This is a genomic window from Bradyrhizobium sp. (genome assembly GCF_035935975.1).
Taxonomy (GTDB): domain Bacteria; phylum Pseudomonadota; class Alphaproteobacteria; order Rhizobiales; family Xanthobacteraceae; genus Bradyrhizobium.
In genome coordinates, this window is sequence record NZ_DASYWN010000046.1 from 119,706 (window position 1) to 137,705 (window position 18,000).

The 18,000-nt window shown below is 64.8% G+C and carries 18 protein-coding genes; 9 read left to right on the forward strand and 9 right to left on the reverse strand.

The window, feature by feature from the left end:
- Positions 1–22 precede the first annotated feature (22 nt).
- The gene (locus VGR99_RS28670; RefSeq protein WP_326903313.1) at positions 23–826 is read left to right on the forward strand and encodes an enoyl-CoA hydratase-related protein; all 804 of its coding nucleotides are present in this window, start codon (positions 23–25) and stop codon (positions 824–826) included.
- Between the two features lie 11 nt (positions 827–837).
- Here the strand turns inward: VGR99_RS28670 and VGR99_RS28675 are convergent, their stop codons facing one another.
- Both VGR99_RS28675 and VGR99_RS28680 read right to left on the reverse strand, forming a co-directional pair.
- Positions 838–1,110, reverse strand: coding sequence for a hypothetical protein (locus tag VGR99_RS28675; protein WP_326903314.1), 273 nt, complete (start codon positions 1,108–1,110; stop codon positions 838–840).
- 147 nt (positions 1,111–1,257) lie between these two features.
- A complete protein-coding gene (locus VGR99_RS28680; protein WP_326903315.1) occupies positions 1,258–2,142 on the reverse strand; it encodes a LysR family transcriptional regulator in 885 nt (294 codons plus the stop codon).
- Between the two features lie 110 nt (positions 2,143–2,252).
- Here VGR99_RS28680 and VGR99_RS28685 point away from each other — a divergent pair, with 110 nt between their 5' ends.
- From VGR99_RS28685 to VGR99_RS28700, 4 genes are all read left to right on the forward strand, one after another.
- Complete coding sequence (locus VGR99_RS28685) at positions 2,253–3,617, forward strand: FAD-dependent oxidoreductase (RefSeq protein WP_326903316.1); 1,365 nt, start codon at positions 2,253–2,255, stop codon at positions 3,615–3,617.
- 59 nt (positions 3,618–3,676) lie between these two features.
- Complete coding sequence (locus tag VGR99_RS28690) at positions 3,677–4,681, forward strand: ABC transporter substrate-binding protein (protein ID WP_326903317.1); 1,005 nt, start codon at positions 3,677–3,679, stop codon at positions 4,679–4,681.
- 129 nt (positions 4,682–4,810) lie between these two features.
- Positions 4,811–5,584 (forward strand): ABC transporter ATP-binding protein, encoded by a 774-nt coding sequence (locus tag VGR99_RS28695; protein WP_326903318.1) that lies wholly within the window; start codon positions 4,811–4,813, stop codon positions 5,582–5,584.
- Positions 5,577–6,392 (forward strand): ABC transporter permease, encoded by an 816-nt coding sequence (locus tag VGR99_RS28700; RefSeq protein ID WP_326903319.1) that lies wholly within the window; start codon positions 5,577–5,579, stop codon positions 6,390–6,392. The genes VGR99_RS28695 and VGR99_RS28700 overlap by 8 nt, the downstream gene beginning before the upstream one ends.
- A 144-nt stretch (positions 6,393–6,536) precedes the next feature.
- On the opposite strand, the gene gtdA is transcribed toward VGR99_RS28700, so the two are convergent.
- Positions 6,537–7,577 carry a gentisate 1,2-dioxygenase gene (gtdA, locus tag VGR99_RS28705; RefSeq protein WP_326903320.1) on the reverse strand — a complete coding sequence of 347 codons (1,041 nt, stop codon included), beginning with the start codon at positions 7,575–7,577 and terminating at the stop codon, positions 6,537–6,539.
- A gap of 110 nt (positions 7,578–7,687) precedes the next feature.
- On the opposite strand from gtdA, the gene maiA reads away from it, so the two are divergent.
- A complete protein-coding gene (gene maiA, locus VGR99_RS28710; RefSeq protein ID WP_326903321.1) occupies positions 7,688–8,317 on the forward strand; it encodes a maleylacetoacetate isomerase in 630 nt (209 codons plus the stop codon).
- Positions 8,307–8,819, forward strand: coding sequence for a MarR family transcriptional regulator (locus tag VGR99_RS28715; protein WP_326903322.1), 513 nt, complete (start codon positions 8,307–8,309; stop codon positions 8,817–8,819). Before maiA ends, VGR99_RS28715 begins: the two co-directional genes overlap by 11 nt.
- A 206-nt stretch (positions 8,820–9,025) precedes the next feature.
- Here the strand turns inward: VGR99_RS28715 and VGR99_RS28720 are convergent, their stop codons facing one another.
- The 5 genes from VGR99_RS28720 to VGR99_RS28740 form a co-directional block, all read right to left on the reverse strand.
- Positions 9,026–10,639, reverse strand: a complete 1,614-nt coding sequence (locus VGR99_RS28720) for a benzoate-CoA ligase family protein (RefSeq protein WP_326903323.1) — start codon at positions 10,637–10,639, stop codon at positions 9,026–9,028.
- Positions 10,636–11,793 (reverse strand): FAD-dependent monooxygenase, encoded by a 1,158-nt coding sequence (locus tag VGR99_RS28725; protein ID WP_326903324.1) that lies wholly within the window; start codon positions 11,791–11,793, stop codon positions 10,636–10,638. Before VGR99_RS28725 ends, VGR99_RS28720 begins: the two co-directional genes overlap by 4 nt.
- A 190-nt stretch (positions 11,794–11,983) precedes the next feature.
- Positions 11,984–12,199 (reverse strand): hypothetical protein, encoded by a 216-nt coding sequence (locus VGR99_RS28730; RefSeq protein WP_326903325.1) that lies wholly within the window; start codon positions 12,197–12,199, stop codon positions 11,984–11,986.
- Between the two features lie 127 nt (positions 12,200–12,326).
- Positions 12,327–13,148: a cysteine rich repeat-containing protein gene (locus VGR99_RS28735; RefSeq protein WP_326903326.1), complete on the reverse strand. Its 822-nt coding sequence runs from the start codon at positions 13,146–13,148 to the stop codon at positions 12,327–12,329.
- 150 nt (positions 13,149–13,298) lie between these two features.
- The gene (locus tag VGR99_RS28740; protein WP_326903327.1) at positions 13,299–14,300 is read right to left on the reverse strand and encodes an NADP-dependent oxidoreductase; all 1,002 of its coding nucleotides are present in this window, start codon (positions 14,298–14,300) and stop codon (positions 13,299–13,301) included.
- Positions 14,301–14,512: 212 nt separating this feature from the next.
- Between VGR99_RS28740 and VGR99_RS28745 the strand changes: the two genes are divergently transcribed.
- A complete protein-coding gene (locus VGR99_RS28745) occupies positions 14,513–15,808 on the forward strand; it encodes a dicarboxylate/amino acid:cation symporter (RefSeq protein WP_326903328.1) in 1,296 nt (431 codons plus the stop codon).
- Between the two features lie 12 nt (positions 15,809–15,820).
- Complete coding sequence (locus VGR99_RS28750; RefSeq protein ID WP_326903329.1) at positions 15,821–16,738, forward strand: amino acid ABC transporter substrate-binding protein; 918 nt, start codon at positions 15,821–15,823, stop codon at positions 16,736–16,738.
- A 153-nt stretch (positions 16,739–16,891) separates the two neighbouring features.
- On the opposite strand, the gene VGR99_RS28755 is transcribed toward VGR99_RS28750, so the two are convergent.
- Positions 16,892–17,695 carry a RimK-like protein gene (locus tag VGR99_RS28755; protein ID WP_326903330.1) on the reverse strand — a complete coding sequence of 268 codons (804 nt, stop codon included), beginning with the start codon at positions 17,693–17,695 and terminating at the stop codon, positions 16,892–16,894.
- Positions 17,696–18,000 lie beyond the last annotated feature (305 nt).

Consider the following 18,000-nt stretch of genomic DNA (forward strand, 5'->3'; position numbering starts at 1 on the left):
CAAGATGACCGGAGGATTGCCGATGACTGCCAACCCCGTCCTGTGGACCCTCGATGAGCGTGGGCTTGCGACCGTCACGTTGAACCGGCCGGAGGTGAACAACGCCTATGACGGCGCCTTGATCGCCGGCGTGCTCGCGGCCATGGACGATCTCGGCAAAAAGCCGAACCTGCGCGTCGTCGTGCTCAAGGGCAATGGCAAGCACTTCCAGGCCGGCGCCGACCTCAAATGGATCAATGGCGTGCGGCCGCAATCGCCCGAGGCGAACGAGGCGGCCTCGCAGGCGACCTTCGAGGCGGTGCAGCGTCTCAATACCTTGCCGATCCCGACCGTCGCGCTGGTGCAGGGCGGCTGCTTCGGCGGCGGTACCGGTGTGATCGCGGCCTGCGACGTCGTGATTGCCGCCGACAATGCCTTGTTCTCCATCACCGAGGTGCGCTGGGGCCTGACCGCCGCGATCATCATCCCGCAGCTCTGCGATGCCATTAGTGTACGGCAAGTTCGCCGGTATGCGCTGACCGGCGAGCGTTTCGGCGCCGAGGATGCCCGCCGCATCGGCCTTGTCCACGAGGTGGTGCCGCTCGCCGATCTTGAAGCTGCCGGCACCAAGGTGGTCGATCAGCTCCTCGCCAACGGGCCGGAGGCGATGGCCGAGACCAAGCGCCTCGCGCTGGAAAGCTCGTTCGGCGGCATGGCGGTGGACGATGCCGCCTACAAGCGGCTCGTGCACCTGCATTCAGTCAAGCGCCAGAGCGCGGAGGCGGCGGAAGGACTGGCCTCGTTCGCCGAGAAGCGGGCGGCGAATTGGGGTGGCGGCAAAGGCTGAACGCTCGCCGCTCAGCAGCCGCGGCAGATGTTGTTGATGCTGCGATAGACGACGTCGTCGTCCTGCCGCATCTGGCGAAGCGATTGCAGCGTGTTGCTCTCGTCGGCCGGCGCGGCAGGTTTGCGCTTGGCCGCGAGTTCTTCTTCCTGCCGCTTGTAGCAGGCTTCGCGATCGGGCTTGGCCTGGATGAAACGGCAGCTTTGCTCAAGGGCCGAGGCGGGGGTGGCTGAGATCGCGACGGCGGTCAGGGCGGCGAAAGCGTATTTCAAAATGATCGAATCCATGGGGGCTTCTCTCAGGTCCGCGTCGTGAGAGCAACCGCCATGTTGTGACAGCGGCGCGACGGCGTGTAGCCCGGATGGAGCGAAGCGTAATCCGGGGCCGGCGTCCCCGCATTCTGCTGCGCTCCATCCGGGCTACTGCACTCCAATTCACAGCGACGGCGCCAGCGACGTCTTGAGCAAAGTCAGCAGCGCCTGCACCGCGGCGGCATTGCGCCGCCGCTCGGGGATCGCGGCCTTCACCCACAATTCCGGAATCGGAAAGTCGCGCAGTACCGGCTTCAGCGTGCCGTCGCGCAGCGCATCCGCGACCAGATAATGCGACATCAGCGCGATGCCGTTGCCGGCGATCGCACTGCGCGCCAGCACATGGCCCTCGTTTGACGAGAGCAGCGGGCTGACCTGGATGCTGATGCGGCCGCGGGGGCCGTCAAAGATCCATTCGGGGCCGGTCGGCATGAAGCTGAGGCAGCGATGCTCGACGAGATCGCGCGGATGCTTTGGCGTGCCGTACTTCTTCAAATAGGCCGGCGAGGCGCAAAGCAGCCGCTTCAACGGGACCAATGGCTCGTCGACCACGCCGCCGAAGGAATGCGGGAATGCGCCGATGGCGATATCGAAACCTTCGCTGACGGGGTCGACCGGGCGGTCGATCAGCACGATCTCCAGCTTGAGCCGTGGGTTCTGGGTCTGGAACGCGCTGAAGGCGTCCGCGAGCCGCGCCACCGTCATCGAGGTCGGTGCCTTGATGCGGAGGTGATCGACGAGGTCATGCCCTTTCTCGCCCATGCGCGTGAGCAGGTCGGCGGCATCGGTGACGACACCGCGGGCGCGATGCACATAGCGCTGGCCGGCCTCGGTCAGCCGCAATTGCCGGGTCGAACGGTGAAACAGCGGCGTACCGATCCGCGCCTCCAGCTGCGTCACGCGCTTTGCGACAACCGAGGTCGAGACGTTGAGTTTTCGCGCGGCGGCGGAGAAGCCGGCTGCATCGGCAGTGGCGAGAAACGCCTGAAGGTTCACCAGGATGTCCATGTCCACCTTTCGCGATTCGAGAAAGCTGATCGCATATTTTGGTAGATTGTAGCCCGCCTCGCGTTAATTCATAGTCGCCCTCAAGCAAAGGATTTTGGGAAGGACGCGCCATGCGGGCCACGATGATCGAAGAACCGGCACGTCAGGTGCCGCTCTATGGCGAATATGAAGTCGTCGTCCTCGGCGGCGGCCCCGCCGGCATCGTGGCAGCGGCATCAGCGGCGCGCGCGGGGCGCAAGACGCTGCTGATCGAGCGCTACGGCTTCCTCGGCGGCATGGGCACCGCCGCCGGCGTCACCAATTTCTGCGGCCTGCACGGCAACGTCTTTGGCCAGGCGCACCGGCTGGTGCAGGGCATGGCGTCCGAGCTGCTGGCGCGGATCGATCTGCTCAACGGCCTCAATACCCCGCATCTGATCCTCGGCAAGGTCTATGCGCAGGCCTACGACACCGCGGCCTACAAGATCGCGGCCGATCAATTGCTCGCGAGCCACAGGGTGCACATCCTCTTCCACGCGCTCGGTGCCGGAGTCGTGATGGACGATGACCGACGCATCGACGCGCTGATGGTCGAGACCAAGGCCGGCCGGCAGGCCGTGCGCTCGGAGATATTCATCGACTGCTCCGGCGACGGCGATCTCGCGGTCTGGGCCGGCGCGCCGTACGAGATCGGCGACGAGCACGGTCATCCGATGTATCCGTCGATGATGCTCCGCCTCAACGGCATCGACCCCGACAGGGCCGGGGATGCCTGGCGCACCATTCCGCAACTGATGGAAAAGGCGCTTGCCGCCGGCACCCACACATTTCCGCGCAAGAGCGCGATCGTGCGGCCTCAAAAATCCGGCATCGAATGGCGGGTGAATTTTACGCAAGTGGCACGTGAGGACGGCCACGCCATCAACGGCGTCGAGCCTGACGACCTCAGCCGCGGCGAGATCGAAGGCCGCAAGCAGGCGCTCGCCGCGTTCGAATTCCTGCGCACCGTTCCCGGCTTTGAAAAATCCTACATCGTCGATTTGCCGCCGCAGCTCGGCATCCGCGAGACCCGCCGCATCAAGGGCGGCTACCAGCTCAGCGGCGAGGACGTGCTGGGCTGCGCCTCGTTCGAGGACTCCATCGGCGTCAATGGCTGGCCGATCGAGGCCCATGTTCCCGGCGACGTCGTCTTCACGTTTCCGCCGATCCCGGAATCGCGCGGGTATAACGAGTTGCCGTATCGTATGTTGGTGCCCGAAGGTGTCGACAATCTCCTCGTTGCCGGCCGCTGCGCCTCGATGACCCATGAGGGCCAATCGGCGGCGCGGGTCTCCGGTGCCTGTTTTGTGATGGGCGAGGCCGCCGGTTCCGCCGCTGCGCTGGCGCTCTCCGGAAACCGGATCCCGCGTGACATCCCCATTGAAAAATTGCAGGAAACGTTGAAACAACAGGGCGCCTTCATCGGGCGGGACCAGGCGGTGCCCGAGGGCCTGTAGCGGACTGCAGACAACGACCAAGAGATGAAGACCAAGCGAAAGACGGCGGAGGAAACGGGATGATCGGGAAGATGCGGCTCGCGCTTGCGGGTCTTGTGGCGATCATGGCGATCGGCACGGCGCAGGCCGAGGACGCGCTGAAAGCCAAGGTCGGCGTGCTCCGCCTGTCGTCCTCCGCGCCGGTCTTCATCGCGCAGGACAAGGGTTATTTTCGCGAAGCCGGGCTCGACGTCGAGCTGAAATTCTTCGACGCGGCGCAGCCGATCGCGGTCGCCACGACCTCGGGCGACGTCGATTTCGGCGTGACCGCCTTCACCGCCGGTCTCTACAATCTCGCCGGCAAGGGCGTGCTGAAGGTGATCGGCGGCATGAGCCGGGAAAAGGCCGGCTATCCCCTGATCGGCTATTTCGCCAGCAACAACGCCTATGCGGCCGGGCTGAAGACGCCGAAGGATCTCGCGGGCAAGCGCATCGCGGTGACGCAGGTCGGCTCGTCCTTCCATTATTCGCTCGGCCTGCTCGCCGACAAATACGGCTTCAAGCTCGCGGACGTGAAGATCGTGCCGCTGCAATCGCTGTCGAACGCGGCGGCCGCGCTCAAGGGCGAGACTGTCGATGCCGCGCTGCTGCCGATCTCCACCGCGCGAAAACTGATGGACGAGGGCGGCGCCAAATTCCTGGGCTGGGTCGGCGACGAGACGCCCTGGCAATTGGGCGCGGTGTTCGCCTCGCCGAAAACGCTGACCAACAAGGCGCTGGTGACGAAATTCCTCGGCGTGCTCGCGAAAGCCGATCGCGAATATCACGACGTGATCCTGGCTTCGATGAAGGACGGCGTCGCCCCGATCAACGACAAGACCAAGCCGCTGCTGGAGATCATCGCCAAGTACACCAATTTGCCGGTCGAGCAGGTGGTCGGCAACTGCGCCTATATCGATCCCGACGGCAAGCTCGACGTGAAGAACGTCGACAACCAGATCAAATGGCTCCAGGAGCAGGGATTCGCCGACAAGGGCTTTGATGCGAACGCGATCATCGCCAAGGATTATGTGAAGGCGGACTAACCCTTCGTCATTCCGGGGCTCGCGAAGCGAGAACTATGGTGCGTAGTTGCGCACGAGAGAATCTCGAGGTTCCGGGTCTGGTCCTTCGGACCATCCCGGAACGACGGAGAAGAGGATAGACGAGACAGAATGGACCTGATCGCCAACCACATCAGCCATCGCTTCGGCGACCTCGACGTGCTCGATGACATCTCCTTCACCGTCGGCGCCGGCGAGGTGGTGGCGATCGTCGGCCCCTCCGGCTGCGGCAAGAGCACGCTGCTGTCGATCCTCGGCGGCCTGCTGCAGCCGACATCAGGCTCACCAGAGCTGCGCGGCGCACCGCCGGCGGACAGTCTCAATCCGCTGACTTTCGTGTTCCAGGATTTCGCGCTGCTGCCCTGGGCGACGGTCGAGGAGAACGTCGAATTCCCGCTGCTGCACACCCCGCTCTCGGTCGCGCAGCGCCGCGCTTTGGTCGACGACGCCCTGCGTCGCACCGGCCTCACCGATTTCCGCACGACCTATCCAAAGCAGCTCTCCGGCGGCATGCGCCAGCGCGTCGGCATTTCGCGCGCGCTTGCGGTGAAGCCCGCCATCCTGCTGATGGACGAGCCGCTGTCGGCGCTGGATTCGCAGACGCGTGAGCTCTTGATGGAGGATTTCGTCCGCCTGCTCGCCGACGGCGGCATGGGCGCGGTCTATGTCACCCACAATCTCGAAGAGGCGGCCCGGCTCGCCGACCGCATCGTGGTGCTGTCGCGGCGGCCCGGCCGCATCCGCGAGGTCGTGACCGTGCCGATGACGCGCGCCGCGCGCGGCGAAGCTTCGGCGCGTGAGAAGCTGCTTGCGCTGCAGAACCAGATCTGGTCGCTGATCCGCAACGAGGCGATCGATGCCGAGCGCGAGGTCCAGCATGCTTGATCGCGCGGGGACACCGAAAGACGAGACGACGCGGCGCGTCCGCTTCCGCGGCGCCGGCTTCGTGCCCGCGTCGAGCCGCTTTGGCGGCTGGATCGCGCTCGCCCTCGTCATCGCGATCTGGCAGGCGGCCGGCAGCGCCAGGCTCGTCAATCCGCTGTTCCTGCCGGCGCCCTCGGCGATCGTGCGGGCGATCTACGAGCTCGCGGTCTCGGGGGCGCTCTGGCAACATCTGTCCGCCTCGCTGCTGCGCATCGGCGGCGGCTGGCTGCTCGGGACGGCCGCCGGTGTCGTCGTCGGCTTCGCCATCGGGCTGTCCAGGCTCGCGCGCAGCATCGGCATCACCTTCATCTCGGCGCTGTTCCCGATTCCGAAGATCGCACTGCTGCCGCTCTTGATCCTCTGGCTCGGCATCGGCGAAGAGCCGAAGATCGCAACCATTGCACTCGGCGTGTTCTTCTCGACCGCGATCTCGGTCTATAGCGGCGTCGACGCGGTGCCGCGCAACCTCATCCGCATGGCGCAGAGCTTCAACGTTCCCTTCGCCACCATCGTGCGCAAGGTGATCTGGCCCGGCGCGCTGCCCGCGATCCTCGCCGGCTTCCGCATCACGGCGTCCGTCGCACTGCTGCTCGTCGTCAGCGCCGAGATGATCGGCGCGCAATACGGCATCGGCGCCTTCGTGCTCCAGGCCGGCAATCTGATGCAGACCGATCAACTGCTCGCGGGCGTGGTGATCCTGTCGGTGTTCGGCCTGGCGGTGGGCAAGGTGATCGGCTGGCTGGAGACAAGGCTGCTGCACTGGCGGTAGCCAAGTTCACCGCCGCCGTAGGGTGGGTTAGCCCTGCAGATGCGCGAAGTGCATCTGCTGGGCGTAACCCACCACCTTGTTTCCACGCGGAGATACCGTTGGTGGATTACGCCTTCGGCTAATCCACCCTACGAGATCGGTGCCTCACGCGTTGCCGCGATCTTCCCTGAACAGATCCAGCTTCTGCTGCACCGGCCGATCCGAGAAGCTGAACAGCACGGCATCCTCATCGGCCTCGTGCGTCACCCACTGCCAGCTCGGCACCACGAACAGATCGCGCGGGCCCCATTCGAACACGGCATCGCCGATCCGGCTGCGCCCCTTGCCCTCGATTGGGCAGAACACCGTCGCATCGGTCGAACGATAACGCGCGGTCTTGAAGGCTTTCGGCAGCAGCTGGATGAACGTGCCGATGGTCGGCATCGCGAAATCGCCGGTCTCGGGGTTGCTGAATTTCAGCTTGAGCCCGTGGCAGGCGTCCCATTCTTGGCTCGTCCGGGCCTTCTCCAGCGCTTCGCGGGTGTAGGCATAGGGATAGCTGAAGATCGGGGAGGTCTTCGATGACCGCTTCACGTCGACCGGCAGCAGATTGTGGCCGTAGCGCGCAAAACTGTCGCCGGCGGGCTTTGTGATCTTCTGCTGGTCTTCCTTGGAGCCTTCCGCAAAGGAGCAGTCGAAGAACTGCACCAGGGGAATGTCGAGGCCGTCGAGCCAGAACATCGGTTCGCTGGTCTCGTTGGAATGATCGTGCCAGGTCATCGACGGCGTGATGATGAAGTCGCCGGGCTCCATCGCGGTGCGCTCGCCGTCCACCGCGGTGTGCGCGCCTTTGCCTTCGAGCACGAAGCGCAGCGCCGACTGGCTGTGCCGGTGCGCGGGCGCGACGTCGCCGGGCACCACCATCTGCACGCCGGCATAGAGCGAGGTCGTGATTTTCGACTGTCCGCGCAGGCCGGGGTTCTCCAGCACCAGCACGCGGCGTTCGGCTTCCTTGGCGGTGATCAGCTTGCCGGCTTCCGTCATGTAGTCGCGGATGATGTCGAACTTCCACAGATGCGGCCGGCAGGCGCTCTTCGGCTCCGGCGTGATCAGATCGCTCATCACCGTCCACAGCGCGGTGAGATTCTCGCCGTCGATCTTCTTGTAGAACGCCTCGCGTTCCGGCGTCTTGGTCACGGCTTCCATGGCGCGGCTCCCGTTCGTTTTTCTGTAGATTGACAGCATACTGACAATCTTTGTAGCGTCAATGGTAGCAACTCTTGCTAAGTAACGAGAAAATTCACGGGAGGGTTCCGATGAAGCTGCACGGCTATTTCCGCTCCAGCGCCGCCTACCGCGTGCGCATCGCGCTGAACCTCAAGGGCGTCGGCGCCGAGCATCTGCCGCATCATCTTCGCAAGGGCGAACAATGCGCGCCCGCCTATCTCGCCATCAATCCGCAAGGCCTGGTGCCGGCGCTGGAGGAGGGTGGAACGGTTCTGACCCAATCGGTCGCCATCATCGAATGGCTGGATGAGACCCATCCCTTTCCGCCGCTGCTGCCAAAGGATCCGCTGCGCCGCGCCAAGGTGCGCGCCTTCGCGCTGGCGATCGCCTGCGACACCCATCCGGTGCAGAATTTGAAGGTGCTGGCGCGGTTGCGCGAGCTCGGCCTTGCCGAGGAGAAGGTCCAGGACTGGGCCGCCTGGGTCAATCGAGAGGGGCTGTCGGCCTGCGAGACGCTGATCAAGGACGAGAAGGGGGCGTTCTGCTTCGGCGATGCACCGACGCTCGCCGATCTCTGCCTGGTGCCGCAGCTCGCCAATGCGCGCCGCTTCGGCGTCGACGTCTCCGCCTATCCGCGCCTGCTCAAGGCCGAAGCCGCCGCCAAGGCGCTGCCGGCCTTCGCCAATGCCGCGCCGGAGAAGCAGCCCGATGCCGAGTAAGCCGGCCACTCCGATCACCATCGACGCGGTCTATGCCGCGCCCGGCTATCTGTTCCGGCGCATGCAGCAGATCGCGGTCTCGATCTTCATGGAGGAGTGCAAGGCGTTCGATCTGACGCCGGTGCAATATGCGGCGCTGATCGCGATCCACACCCATCCCGGCATCGACGCGACGCGGCTGTCGGCCGTGATCGCGTTCGACCGCTCCACGCTCGGCAGCGTAATCGAGCGTCTCCAGGCCAAGGCCTATGTCGAGCGCAAGCCGGCGCCTGAGGACAAGCGGATCAAGCTGCTTTATCTGACCAAATCGGGCGCTGCGATCCTGCGCGAGATCATCCCCGCCGTCGAGCGCGCCCAGGCGCGGATGCTGGAGCCGCTCAAGCCCGCTGACCGCAAGGTGCTGATGGGGCTGATGACGCAGCTCGTCGACCTCAACAACGAGGCCTCACGCGTGCCGCTGCGGGCCGAGGATGCGCTGGAGCATCTGGGGAAGGGTGGGTGAGGGGGATCTCCGCTGTCATTCCCCGCGACCCGGCTACGCCAAGGCTTCGCCGAGGTTTCGGTCGCGGGCGCGCCGAAGCTTTAGCGTAGGCGGCAAGCGGGGAATCCAGTACGCCGCGGCGTCTCCGTATATCTCTGGCGTCTCTGGAATACTGGATCGCCCGCCTTCGCGGGCGATGACACCGAAAAATTGGCGAGGCCCTCGCCTCACATCCTCAACAACGCCTGCCGATCAATCTTCCCCGTCCCCGTCTTCGGCAGCTCGTCGATGAAGATCACCTCGCGCGGATATTTGTAGGGCAGCAGCTTGCCCTTCACATACTCCTGCAGCCGCCGCGTCGCCTCGCTTGGATCGACGGCGCGGTTGTTCATCACCACCACCGCCTTCAGCGTCATCCGCCGGTCCGGCAGCTCGGCCGCGAACACGGCACATTCGCGGATATCGGGGTGGTCGGCGAGGCAGAGCTCGACCTCCAGCGGGTAGACCCACTGGCCGGAGATCTTGATCAGATCATCGGCGCGGCCGCGGAAGAAGTGAAAGCCGCCGGCATCGCGGACAAAGCGATCACCGGTGTAAATCCAGCCGCCCTCGCGGATCGTCTCGGCGGATTTGTCCGGCCGGTTCCAGTACAGCGGCGTGTTGGAATCGCCGCGCACCCACAAGATGCCTTCCTCGTTGTCGCCGACGTCGCGTCCGTCCTTGTCGCGCAGCGCGACCTCGTAGCCGGGCACGCGCAGGCCGGCGGCGCCGAGCTTCTTCCGGTCTGGACGGTTGGAAAGATAGATGTGCAGCACCTCGGTCGAGCCGAGGCCTTCGACGATTTCGAGGCCGGTGAGCGTCTTCCAGCCGTTGAACACCTCCGCCGAGAGAACCTCGGCCGCCGAGAGCGCCATGCGCAGCGACGAGAAATCGGTCTTGTTCGCACCCTCCGCCTTGGTCAGCGACGTATAGAGCGTCGGGAGGCCGAAGAAGACCGTCGGCCTGTGCTGCTCGATCGCGGCAAAGATCGCCGCCGGCTTCGGCTGCCCCGGCAGCAGCAGCGTCGCGGCACCCGCCGAGAACGGGAAGGTGACGGAGTTGCCGAAACCATAGGCGAAGAAGATCTTCGGCACCGAGAAGCAGATATCGTCAGGCGTCAGCTTCAGGACGTTCTGCGCAAAGGCGACCTCGCTATAGGCCATGTCGTGCTGGAGATGCACGATGCCCTTGGGCCGGCCGGTCGATCCCGAGGAGTACATCCAGAACGCCATCTCGTTGCGATCTGTGTCGGCTTCCGCAAGCTCGGTCTGGAATGGCGCGAGCCAGCTTTCCGCCGCGAGCGCGACAGGCGCGGCGTGCTCGCCGATCGCGCCATTGACGACGATCAGCGTGCGCAGCTTCGTGTCCTTGCACGCCTCCGCATTGAAGCGCGTGCAGAACTCGGCGTCCGCGACCGCAACGGCTGCGCCGGAATCCGCGAGATAGAATTGCAAGAGGTCCGGCGGCGTCAGCGTGTTGATCAGCAGCGGCACGAAGCCCGCGCGCACCGCGCCGAAGAAGGCGGCGGGATAGGCCGGCGTGTCGTCCAGGAACAGCAGCACGCGGTCGCCGCGCTTGAGGCCGAGCGAAGCAAAGCCATTGCCCCAGCGGCAGGCGTCCGCGCAGAGCTCGGCATAGGTCCGCGCTCCCGCTGGTCCAATCAGCGCGAGCTTGTCGCCGCGCCCCTTGGCGAGATTGTCGAACAGCACGCGGCTGGCGTTGTAGGCTTGCGGAACGGCAAAGTCGATCTCCCGGGCGCCCGGGCTGTCCGCGGGCACCTCGTCGCGAATCTCGTTGCTCATGCGGTCGCCTCGCCGTCGGCATCTCCGCCGCCGTTCTTCGCCGCCTCGTAGCGCGCCATGAACGCGGGCGACATGTGGCGAAGGCGTGCATCGTCGATGCGGCCGGAGCGGGTGATGTAGCTGTAGGCGAAGTCCATCAGGTCGAGCTGCATGTGCTGGGCAAAGTGCTCGTACCAGAATGCGCTGGTGCGTGCGGCATTGACCAGCTTCTGCACCACCGGCTTGCGCGCGGCCTGGTAGCGCTGTAGCGCGGTGGCCAGATGCGCATCGGATTCCAGCGCCTTGACCAGTGCGATGGCGTCCTCGATCGCGAGCCGCGTGCCCGAGCCGATCGAGAAATGCGCCGAGTGCAGGGCATCGCCGATCAGCACCATGTTCTTGAACGACCAGTGCTCGTTCCAGACCCAGGGGAAATTGCGCCACACCGATTTGTTGGAGACGAGGCAGTGGCCGCCCAGCGTGTCGGCAAACACCTCCTCGCAGACGCCCTTGGATTGCTCGACGTCCTTGTAGGCAAAGCCATAGGCCTGCCACGTCGCGTGATCGCACTCGACCAGGAAGGTGCTCATGGTCGGCGAGTAGCGGTAGTGATGGGCGTTGAAGGCGCCGCGGTCGGTCTTCACGAAAGTCTGCGACAGCGTGTCGAAGCGCTTCGAGGTGCCGTACCAGACGAACTTGTTGGAGGAATAGGACAGCGAGGTACCGAAATCGCCCTCATAGGCGCGGCGCACCTGCGAGTTCAGCCCGTCGGCGGCGACGATCAAATCGTGGCCGTTGAGCTGGTCGATCGCCTGGATCGATGTGTCGAAGCGCGGGGTGACGCCGACATCGAGCGCGCGCTGCTGCAGGAACTGCAGGAGCTCGAGCCGGCCGATCGAGGAGAAGCCGACGCCGTCGATGGCGACGTGGTCGCCGCCGAGGTTCAGCGTGATGTTCTCCCAGCTCTCCATATGCGGCGCGATCGCGTCGACCGTTTCCGGGTCGTCGGCGCGCAGGAACTCCAGCGCCTGATCGGAGAACACGACGCCAAAGCCCCAGGTCGCGTCGGCCGGGTTCTGTTCGAACAGGTCGACTTGATCCTCGGGGTGACGCTTCTTCCAGAGATAGGCAAAGTAGAGCCCACCGGGCCCCCCGCCAATCACGGCGATCCGCAACGTCTGCCTCCCTAATTGACAGTATACTTACTATCTCAGGGTAGACTAATGGGCTCCAGCGTTTCGCGCCAGCGGAATTATGGGCCGGGCGAGGCGCGCCAAAGCCCGCTCTTGGACACGCGGTTGACGTGTGTCCAAGAGCGTCAGGCGCGAACCATAACCAAACCGCGACGGCTTGGCTATTCGAGCCTCAGACGCAGCGCTTCACATAGACCCCGTTCACCAGCACCCTGGTACAGCGGACCACTGGAACCGGCTTGCGGACAACGACCGCCGCGTTCGGTCCGGCGCAGCCGGCGCGGTAGACGCCGCGGGCGCAGACCACCGCGTTGGTATCGGTCGCTTCAAGGGTCATGGTCGCGCCGAAGGCGAAAAGGGCGGAGGCAATCAGCAGCAATGAACGCACGTTTCTCCCCCGGTTTTGTTGTGATTGAAATCGGATGTTGGCAAAGGATCTGTTGCGGTATGCGCGCGAAAATTCATTCGCGCGCGCTGCCAGATGTTCGCATCTCACCGCGTGTGTTGCGCCTCGCCTATCGCGCCGCGAAGGGCGCGAGGACTTCCTTGCACGCGGGCGAGAGCGACGCCGCATTGCTGGCGACGCACTGCACGATGCGGCCGCCGCCTGGCGCCACGCCGGCGCAGAGCGTCCGGATGTCGGCGCCGCAGGCGGAGCGCACGATGAACAGCTCTTCGCGCGGCCGCAGCGGGCGCAGCACGATCACGGCGGGTGCAGCCGCCGGTGCTGCCGCGGCAGCCGGTGCGGCGCCAGTAGCAGGCGCTGCCGTTGCAGCCGCGCCGCCGCCGCCGGCCGCGGCGGTCACGGCCTTCTCGCAGGCCGGCGAGACCTTGGCCTTGTTCTTCTCCAGGCATTCGAGCGCGGGGGCGCCGCCGGGCGGCACGCTGGCGCACACCTTGGGATAATCGGCGCGGCATGCGCTCTTGACCGCAGCGACCTGCGCGCTGCTCGGCTGTTTTGCGGCGGCGGCCTTCGGAGCGGCTGCGGCCGGCTTGGGCTCGGCGGCGGGTGCCGCCTCCGTCTTTGCTGGCTCAGACTTGGCAGGTTCGGATTTGGCGGGCGCAGCCTCGGTCTTCGGTGCCGAAGCGGGCTCGACCGCGCGAACCGCGGTCTGGCATCCCGACGACAGGCTCGACATGTTCTTCTGCAGGCACTGATACGCCTCCACGCCGCCGGGCGTCACGCTCGAGCAGTGCGCCATGAAGTCCGAGCGGCACGCGGAGCGGATGGCGCTCTTCTGCGCCTCGGTCTGCGCGAATGCGCCTGTTGCAGTTGCGAAGAGAGTTGCCGCCAGCAACGCGGTGCGCGTTGATGCATGTTTCAACGTGTTGAACATTGGGATGAATTCCTGCCCTGTCGGTAAAGCCGACGATGTATCAAAAGTGATGCAAGCAATCGTCGCGGGTGAGCCGCGCGCGGCATCATTGGCCGCCGCGGCTTCTACCGCAAGTAGATAATGCGAGGGCAATTGCGGTGTAACTACTCGCTAGAGCTTGATCATGCGCTTGCCGCGGTTCTCGCCTGCGAGCAATCCGATCAGCGCCTTCGGCGTGTTCTCCAGGCCGTCGATGATGTCCTCCTGCACCTTCAACTTGCCGGACTTGACCCAGCTCTGGAGGTCGGCGAGCGCGCGCTGGTTATCCTTCATGTAGTCCATCACGATGAAGCCCTGCATCACGAGCCGCTTCACCACGATCAGGCCGGGCACGCCGCGCGGGCCGTGCGCCGACGGCGCGCCGTCATATTGCGAGATCGCACCGCAGCAGGCGATGCGGCCGTAATTGTTCATCTGTGGCAGGCAGGCTTCCAGGATGTCGCCGCCGACATTGTCGAAATAGACGTCGATGCCTTTGGGTGCTGCTGCGCGCAGGGCCTTGAACACGGCGCCGTCCTTGTAGTCCACGGCGGCATCGAAGCCGAGTTCGGAGGTCAGCCAGTTGCATTTGTCCGCGCCTCCCGCGATGCCGACCACGCGACATCCTTTGATCTTGGCGATCTGCCCGACGATCGAGCCGACCGAGCCCGCAGCCGCCGAGACGACGACGGTCTCGCCTTCCCTGGGCTTGCCGACCTCGAGCAAGCCGAAATAGGCCGTGAGGCCGGCGATGCCGAACACGCTGAGCAGATGCGTCATCGGCTCGAGCTTCGGCATTTTGGTGAGATGCTTCGCCGGCACCGCGGCGTATTCCTGCCAGCCGGTGTCGCCGAACACGATGTCGCCCGCCGCGAGTTCCGGCGCCTTCGAGCTGACGACCTCGGCGATGCCGCCGCCGGCCATCACGCTGTTGGCCTCGACCGCGGAGCGGTAGGTCGCGCCGTGCATCCAGGCCCGGTTGGCGGCGTCGAGCGAAATATAACGCACGCGCAGCAGGGCCTCGCCGTCCTTCGGCTCCGGCATCGCACCATCGACCATGCCGAAATGTTCGGGACCGAGCTTGCCGCTGGGCTTCTCCACCAGAAGAATCTGGCGATTGACGTTGCCGCTCATGGTGTTTCCCTCTCCGTTTGTTTTGACGATTATTGATGCAGCTGCCGCAAACAAAACGTGCAAGCCGCATTCGTTGTGCGCTGCATGAAGGCTAGAGCGTGCGTTCCTGTTTCGCAACGGGAACATCCCGCAACACGAGCGCACGCGAAGCGTGTTGCGTCGCTGTCATATCTGCGACATCATGAAGCGGCCGGTGTAGTTGGGGGTAAGCAATGTCGAACAGGTTTACGCAATACATCCTTGCCGCGATGGTGCTGGGCATCGTCATGGGGGCGGCGATCTTCAACTTCCTGCCCGACACCAGAGCCGACTGGGCTTCCTCCATCAACCTGATCGCCATGATGTTCCTGCGCCTGATCAAGATGATCATCGCGCCGCTGGTGTTCGCGACCCTGGTCGGCGGCATCGCGCATATGGGTAGCGGCGCGCGGCTCGGACGCATCTTCGCCAAGACCATGGGCTGGTTCATCAGCGCCTCCTTCGTGTCGCTGCTGCTCGGCCTCGTCATGGTCAACCTGCTGCAGCCCGGCGCGAACTTCCCCGGCACGCTGCCCGCGGCGGGGCAATCGACCGGCTTGCCGGTCTCGGCCTTCTCGATCGAGAAATTCCTGACCCATCTGATCCCGACCTCGATCGCGGACGCGATGGCGCAGAACGAGATCCTCCAGATCGTGATCTTCGCCGTGTTCTTCTCGGTGGCGATGGGCTCGATGCCGGAGCGCTCGAAGCCGATCCTGGCGATGATCGACGACGTCGCCCACATCATGCTCAAGGTGACGAGCTATGTGATGCTGTTCGCGCCGCTCGCGGTGTGGGCCGCCATCACCGCCACCGTGGCCAAGAACGGCCTCGGCGTGCTCTGGAAGCTCGTGGTCTTCATGGGCGGCTTCTATCTCGCGCTGGCGATCCTGTGGTGCATCCTGGTGGTCGTCGGTTTTGTCGTGATCGGGCCGCGCTACAGCCATCTGCTGAAGCTGATCCGCGAGCCGCTGATGATCGCGTTCTCGACCGCGAGCTCGGAGGCGGCCTATCCGAAGACGCTGGAGGGGCTGACCAAGTTCGGCGCCTCGTCGCGAATCTCGAGCTTCGTGCTGCCGCTCGGCTACTCATTCAATCTCGACGGCACGATGATGTACTGCACCTTCGCGAGCATCTTCATCGCGCAGACCTACCATATCGAGATGTCGCTCGCGACGCAGCTCGCGATGCTCGCGACCCTGATGATCACCTCCAAGGGTGTCGCCGGCGTGCCGCGCGCCTCTCTCGTGGTGATCGCCTCGACACTGTCGCAGTTCGGCATCCCCGAGGCGGGCCTCTTGATGATCATGGGCATCGACACCTTCCTCGACATGGGCCGCAGCGCCACCAACGTGATCGGCAACTCGCTCGCGACCGCCGTGGTCGCGAAGTGGGAAGGCGAGCTCGGGCCCGAGCACGAGCTTGGACCTGGCGAGGTGGCGACGCCGGACATGGTGCCGGGCGAACTGCCCGCGATGGCCGGCCATTGACGGGAGTGCGTCATGCGCCTTTCAACGGCGATATCGGGCGGCCTGTTGCTGGCAGCGTGCCTGCTGGCGACACCCGCCTCCGCCCAGACTGGCAGCGACGGGCTTAGCCCGACGCTGTCGGCGATCAAGGGGCGGCACAATGTGCGGCTCGGCTATCGCGAGAGCTCGCCGCCGTTCTCCTTCCTCGACCAGTCGGGCCGGCCGATCGGCTACAGCCTCGAGCTCTGCGAGGCCATCGTCGAGGAGATCGGCGCCGAGGTCGACGATCCCAATCTGAAGATCGACTACGTCAAGGTCACCTCGGACGACCGCATCGATGCGGTGCTCCAGGGCAAGATCGACCTGGAGTGCGGCTCGACCACCGCCAATGCCGAGCGCGGCAAGCGCGTCGCGTTCTCGCCGCTGATGTTCGTCGCCGGCACCAAGCTGATGGTGCCGAAGGCGTCGAACGTGCAGTCGCTGACGGATCTGAAGGGCAAGACCGTCGTGGTGACGAAGGGCACCACCAACGAGCTGGCGATCCAGGCCGCCGACAAGAAGTCCTCGCTGGGGCTGAACATCGCGGTCGGCGCCGATCACGAGCAATCGTACCAGATGCTCGTCGACGGCAAGGCCGATGCGTTCGCGACCGACGACATCCTGCTCTTCGGCCTGATCGCGCGCCACAAGGCGCAGGACAAGTACCGCGTCACCGGCGATTATCTGTCCTACGATCCCTACGGCATCATGTTTAGGAAGGGCGAGCCGCAGCTTTCCGCCGTGGTCGAGCGCACCTTCCGCAAACTCGGCTCCAACCGCGACCTCGTCCCGCTCTACAACAAATGGTTCATCGCCAGGCTCCCGACCGGCGAACGGCTGAACGTGCCGATCTCGCTGCAACTGGAGGAAGCCTTCAAGGCGATGGACGATTCTGCCAGCGCGAATAATTAGGGCGTTCCGTCATCCTGAGGTGCTCGCCCAGCATCGCTGGGCGAGCCTCGAAGGATGAACGGCCGAGCTGGCGGTCGGGCCGTCGTCCTTCGAGGGCCGCTGAAGAAGCGGCCACCTCAGGATGACGGCGATAGATCAGCGCTCGCGGCGCGCTTAGCTTGCTTCCCCAAACACCCGGTCCAGCGCGGCGTCATATGTCGCCTGCACCAGTTCCGGATGCAGCTTCGCCAGCGCTTCCATCATCACGCCGGAATTGATCTCGAGCACGCGCCAGTCACCGTCAACGCACACCACGTCGATCGACGCGAAGGTAATGCCGATCGCGCGCGCGGCATTGGTCGCGAGCCGCGCGCAAGCCGTTCGAACCTCGCTATGCTCCAACAACACCGGCTTGGCGCCGGCATCGAGATTGTGCCGCCAATCCGTGCCGCGCTGCTTGCTGTAGACGACGAGCGGCACATCACCGAGCAGCACGACCCGGACCTCGTCCTCGATCGCGACATAGGGCGAGATCACGAGCCCGGTGCTCATCGCAAAGACCTCGCCGATCGCGTGGTCGAGCTCCGCCTCCATCGTCACCTTGAACACCGAGCGCCCCGACGTCCCCTCGTTCGGCTTCACCACCACGCCTTGCGGATGATCATGAAGCTGCTTGAGCATGTCATCGCGCCAGGCGGGGCCGACGACATTGCTGCCGAGCTTCGGGTTGAGGAAGAGGTGATGCGGAATGCAGGCCACGTCCGCGAGCGCCAGCGCTTCGGCGGTGGCCGATTTGTCGTTGGCGAGGCGATGCGCGATCGCGCTGTTGAGGCCGATGTCATAGCCGAAGGCAAAGCGCCGCTCCTCGCCGAGGTGCATCGCGATCAGCCAGCCGCCGGCGCGGACATCGACCGCAATGCCATGGCGGGCGCAATAGCGCCTGATCGCCTGAACGAAGATCCGCTCGCTGCTCGCCATGTGCCTTAAGCCGTTCCTGGCGCCAAAAGCCGCAAAAATGCGGGAATCGGCGCCAAACCGGGGTGAAAATCAGAGCTATTCTTAATGAAATTCTCGCGAGCGCGATGGAAATTAAGTGCTGCGATCGGCCCCTGAAGGGAAAAGAAATTGCCCTCGGGGCAGGCCTGACAGCAGATCCATTAATGATCTGGCCAGTTCTGCCGCAAATGCCGGTTTGATCGGCATCAATTGCATCCGAAACGAGGTTGATTATTGGTCTCAATGGCGTAGATCACACACGCGAAATCCTCCGCCATGGCAATGGT

What these genes read in the sequence shown, in the direction of transcription:
- VGR99_RS28670 (WP_326903313.1), top strand. Translation starts at nt 23, where the DNA reads ATGACTGCCAACCCCGTCCTGTGGACCCTCGATGAGCGTGGGCTTGCG.
- VGR99_RS28675 (WP_326903314.1), bottom strand. Translation starts at nt 1,110, where the DNA reads ATGGATTCGATCATTTTGAAATACGCTTTCGCCGCCCTGACCGCCGTC.
- VGR99_RS28680 (WP_326903315.1), bottom strand. Translation starts at nt 2,142, where the DNA reads ATGGACATCCTGGTGAACCTTCAGGCGTTTCTCGCCACTGCCGATGCA.
- VGR99_RS28685 (WP_326903316.1), top strand. Translation starts at nt 2,253, where the DNA reads ATGCGGGCCACGATGATCGAAGAACCGGCACGTCAGGTGCCGCTCTAT.
- VGR99_RS28690 (WP_326903317.1), top strand. Translation starts at nt 3,677, where the DNA reads ATGATCGGGAAGATGCGGCTCGCGCTTGCGGGTCTTGTGGCGATCATG.
- VGR99_RS28695 (WP_326903318.1), top strand. Translation starts at nt 4,811, where the DNA reads ATGGACCTGATCGCCAACCACATCAGCCATCGCTTCGGCGACCTCGAC.
- VGR99_RS28700 (WP_326903319.1), top strand. Translation starts at nt 5,577, where the DNA reads ATGCTTGATCGCGCGGGGACACCGAAAGACGAGACGACGCGGCGCGTC.
- gtdA (WP_326903320.1), bottom strand. Translation starts at nt 7,577, where the DNA reads ATGGAAGCCGTGACCAAGACGCCGGAACGCGAGGCGTTCTACAAGAAG.
- maiA (WP_326903321.1), top strand. Translation starts at nt 7,688, where the DNA reads ATGAAGCTGCACGGCTATTTCCGCTCCAGCGCCGCCTACCGCGTGCGC.
- VGR99_RS28715 (WP_326903322.1), top strand. Translation starts at nt 8,307, where the DNA reads ATGCCGAGTAAGCCGGCCACTCCGATCACCATCGACGCGGTCTATGCC.
- VGR99_RS28720 (WP_326903323.1), bottom strand. Translation starts at nt 10,639, where the DNA reads ATGAGCAACGAGATTCGCGACGAGGTGCCCGCGGACAGCCCGGGCGCC.
- VGR99_RS28735 (WP_326903326.1), bottom strand. Translation starts at nt 13,148, where the DNA reads ATGTTCAACACGTTGAAACATGCATCAACGCGCACCGCGTTGCTGGCG.
- VGR99_RS28740 (WP_326903327.1), bottom strand. Translation starts at nt 14,300, where the DNA reads ATGAGCGGCAACGTCAATCGCCAGATTCTTCTGGTGGAGAAGCCCAGC.
- VGR99_RS28745 (WP_326903328.1), top strand. Translation starts at nt 14,513, where the DNA reads ATGTCGAACAGGTTTACGCAATACATCCTTGCCGCGATGGTGCTGGGC.
- VGR99_RS28750 (WP_326903329.1), top strand. Translation starts at nt 15,821, where the DNA reads ATGCGCCTTTCAACGGCGATATCGGGCGGCCTGTTGCTGGCAGCGTGC.
- VGR99_RS28755 (WP_326903330.1), bottom strand. Translation starts at nt 17,695, where the DNA reads ATGGCGAGCAGCGAGCGGATCTTCGTTCAGGCGATCAGGCGCTATTGC.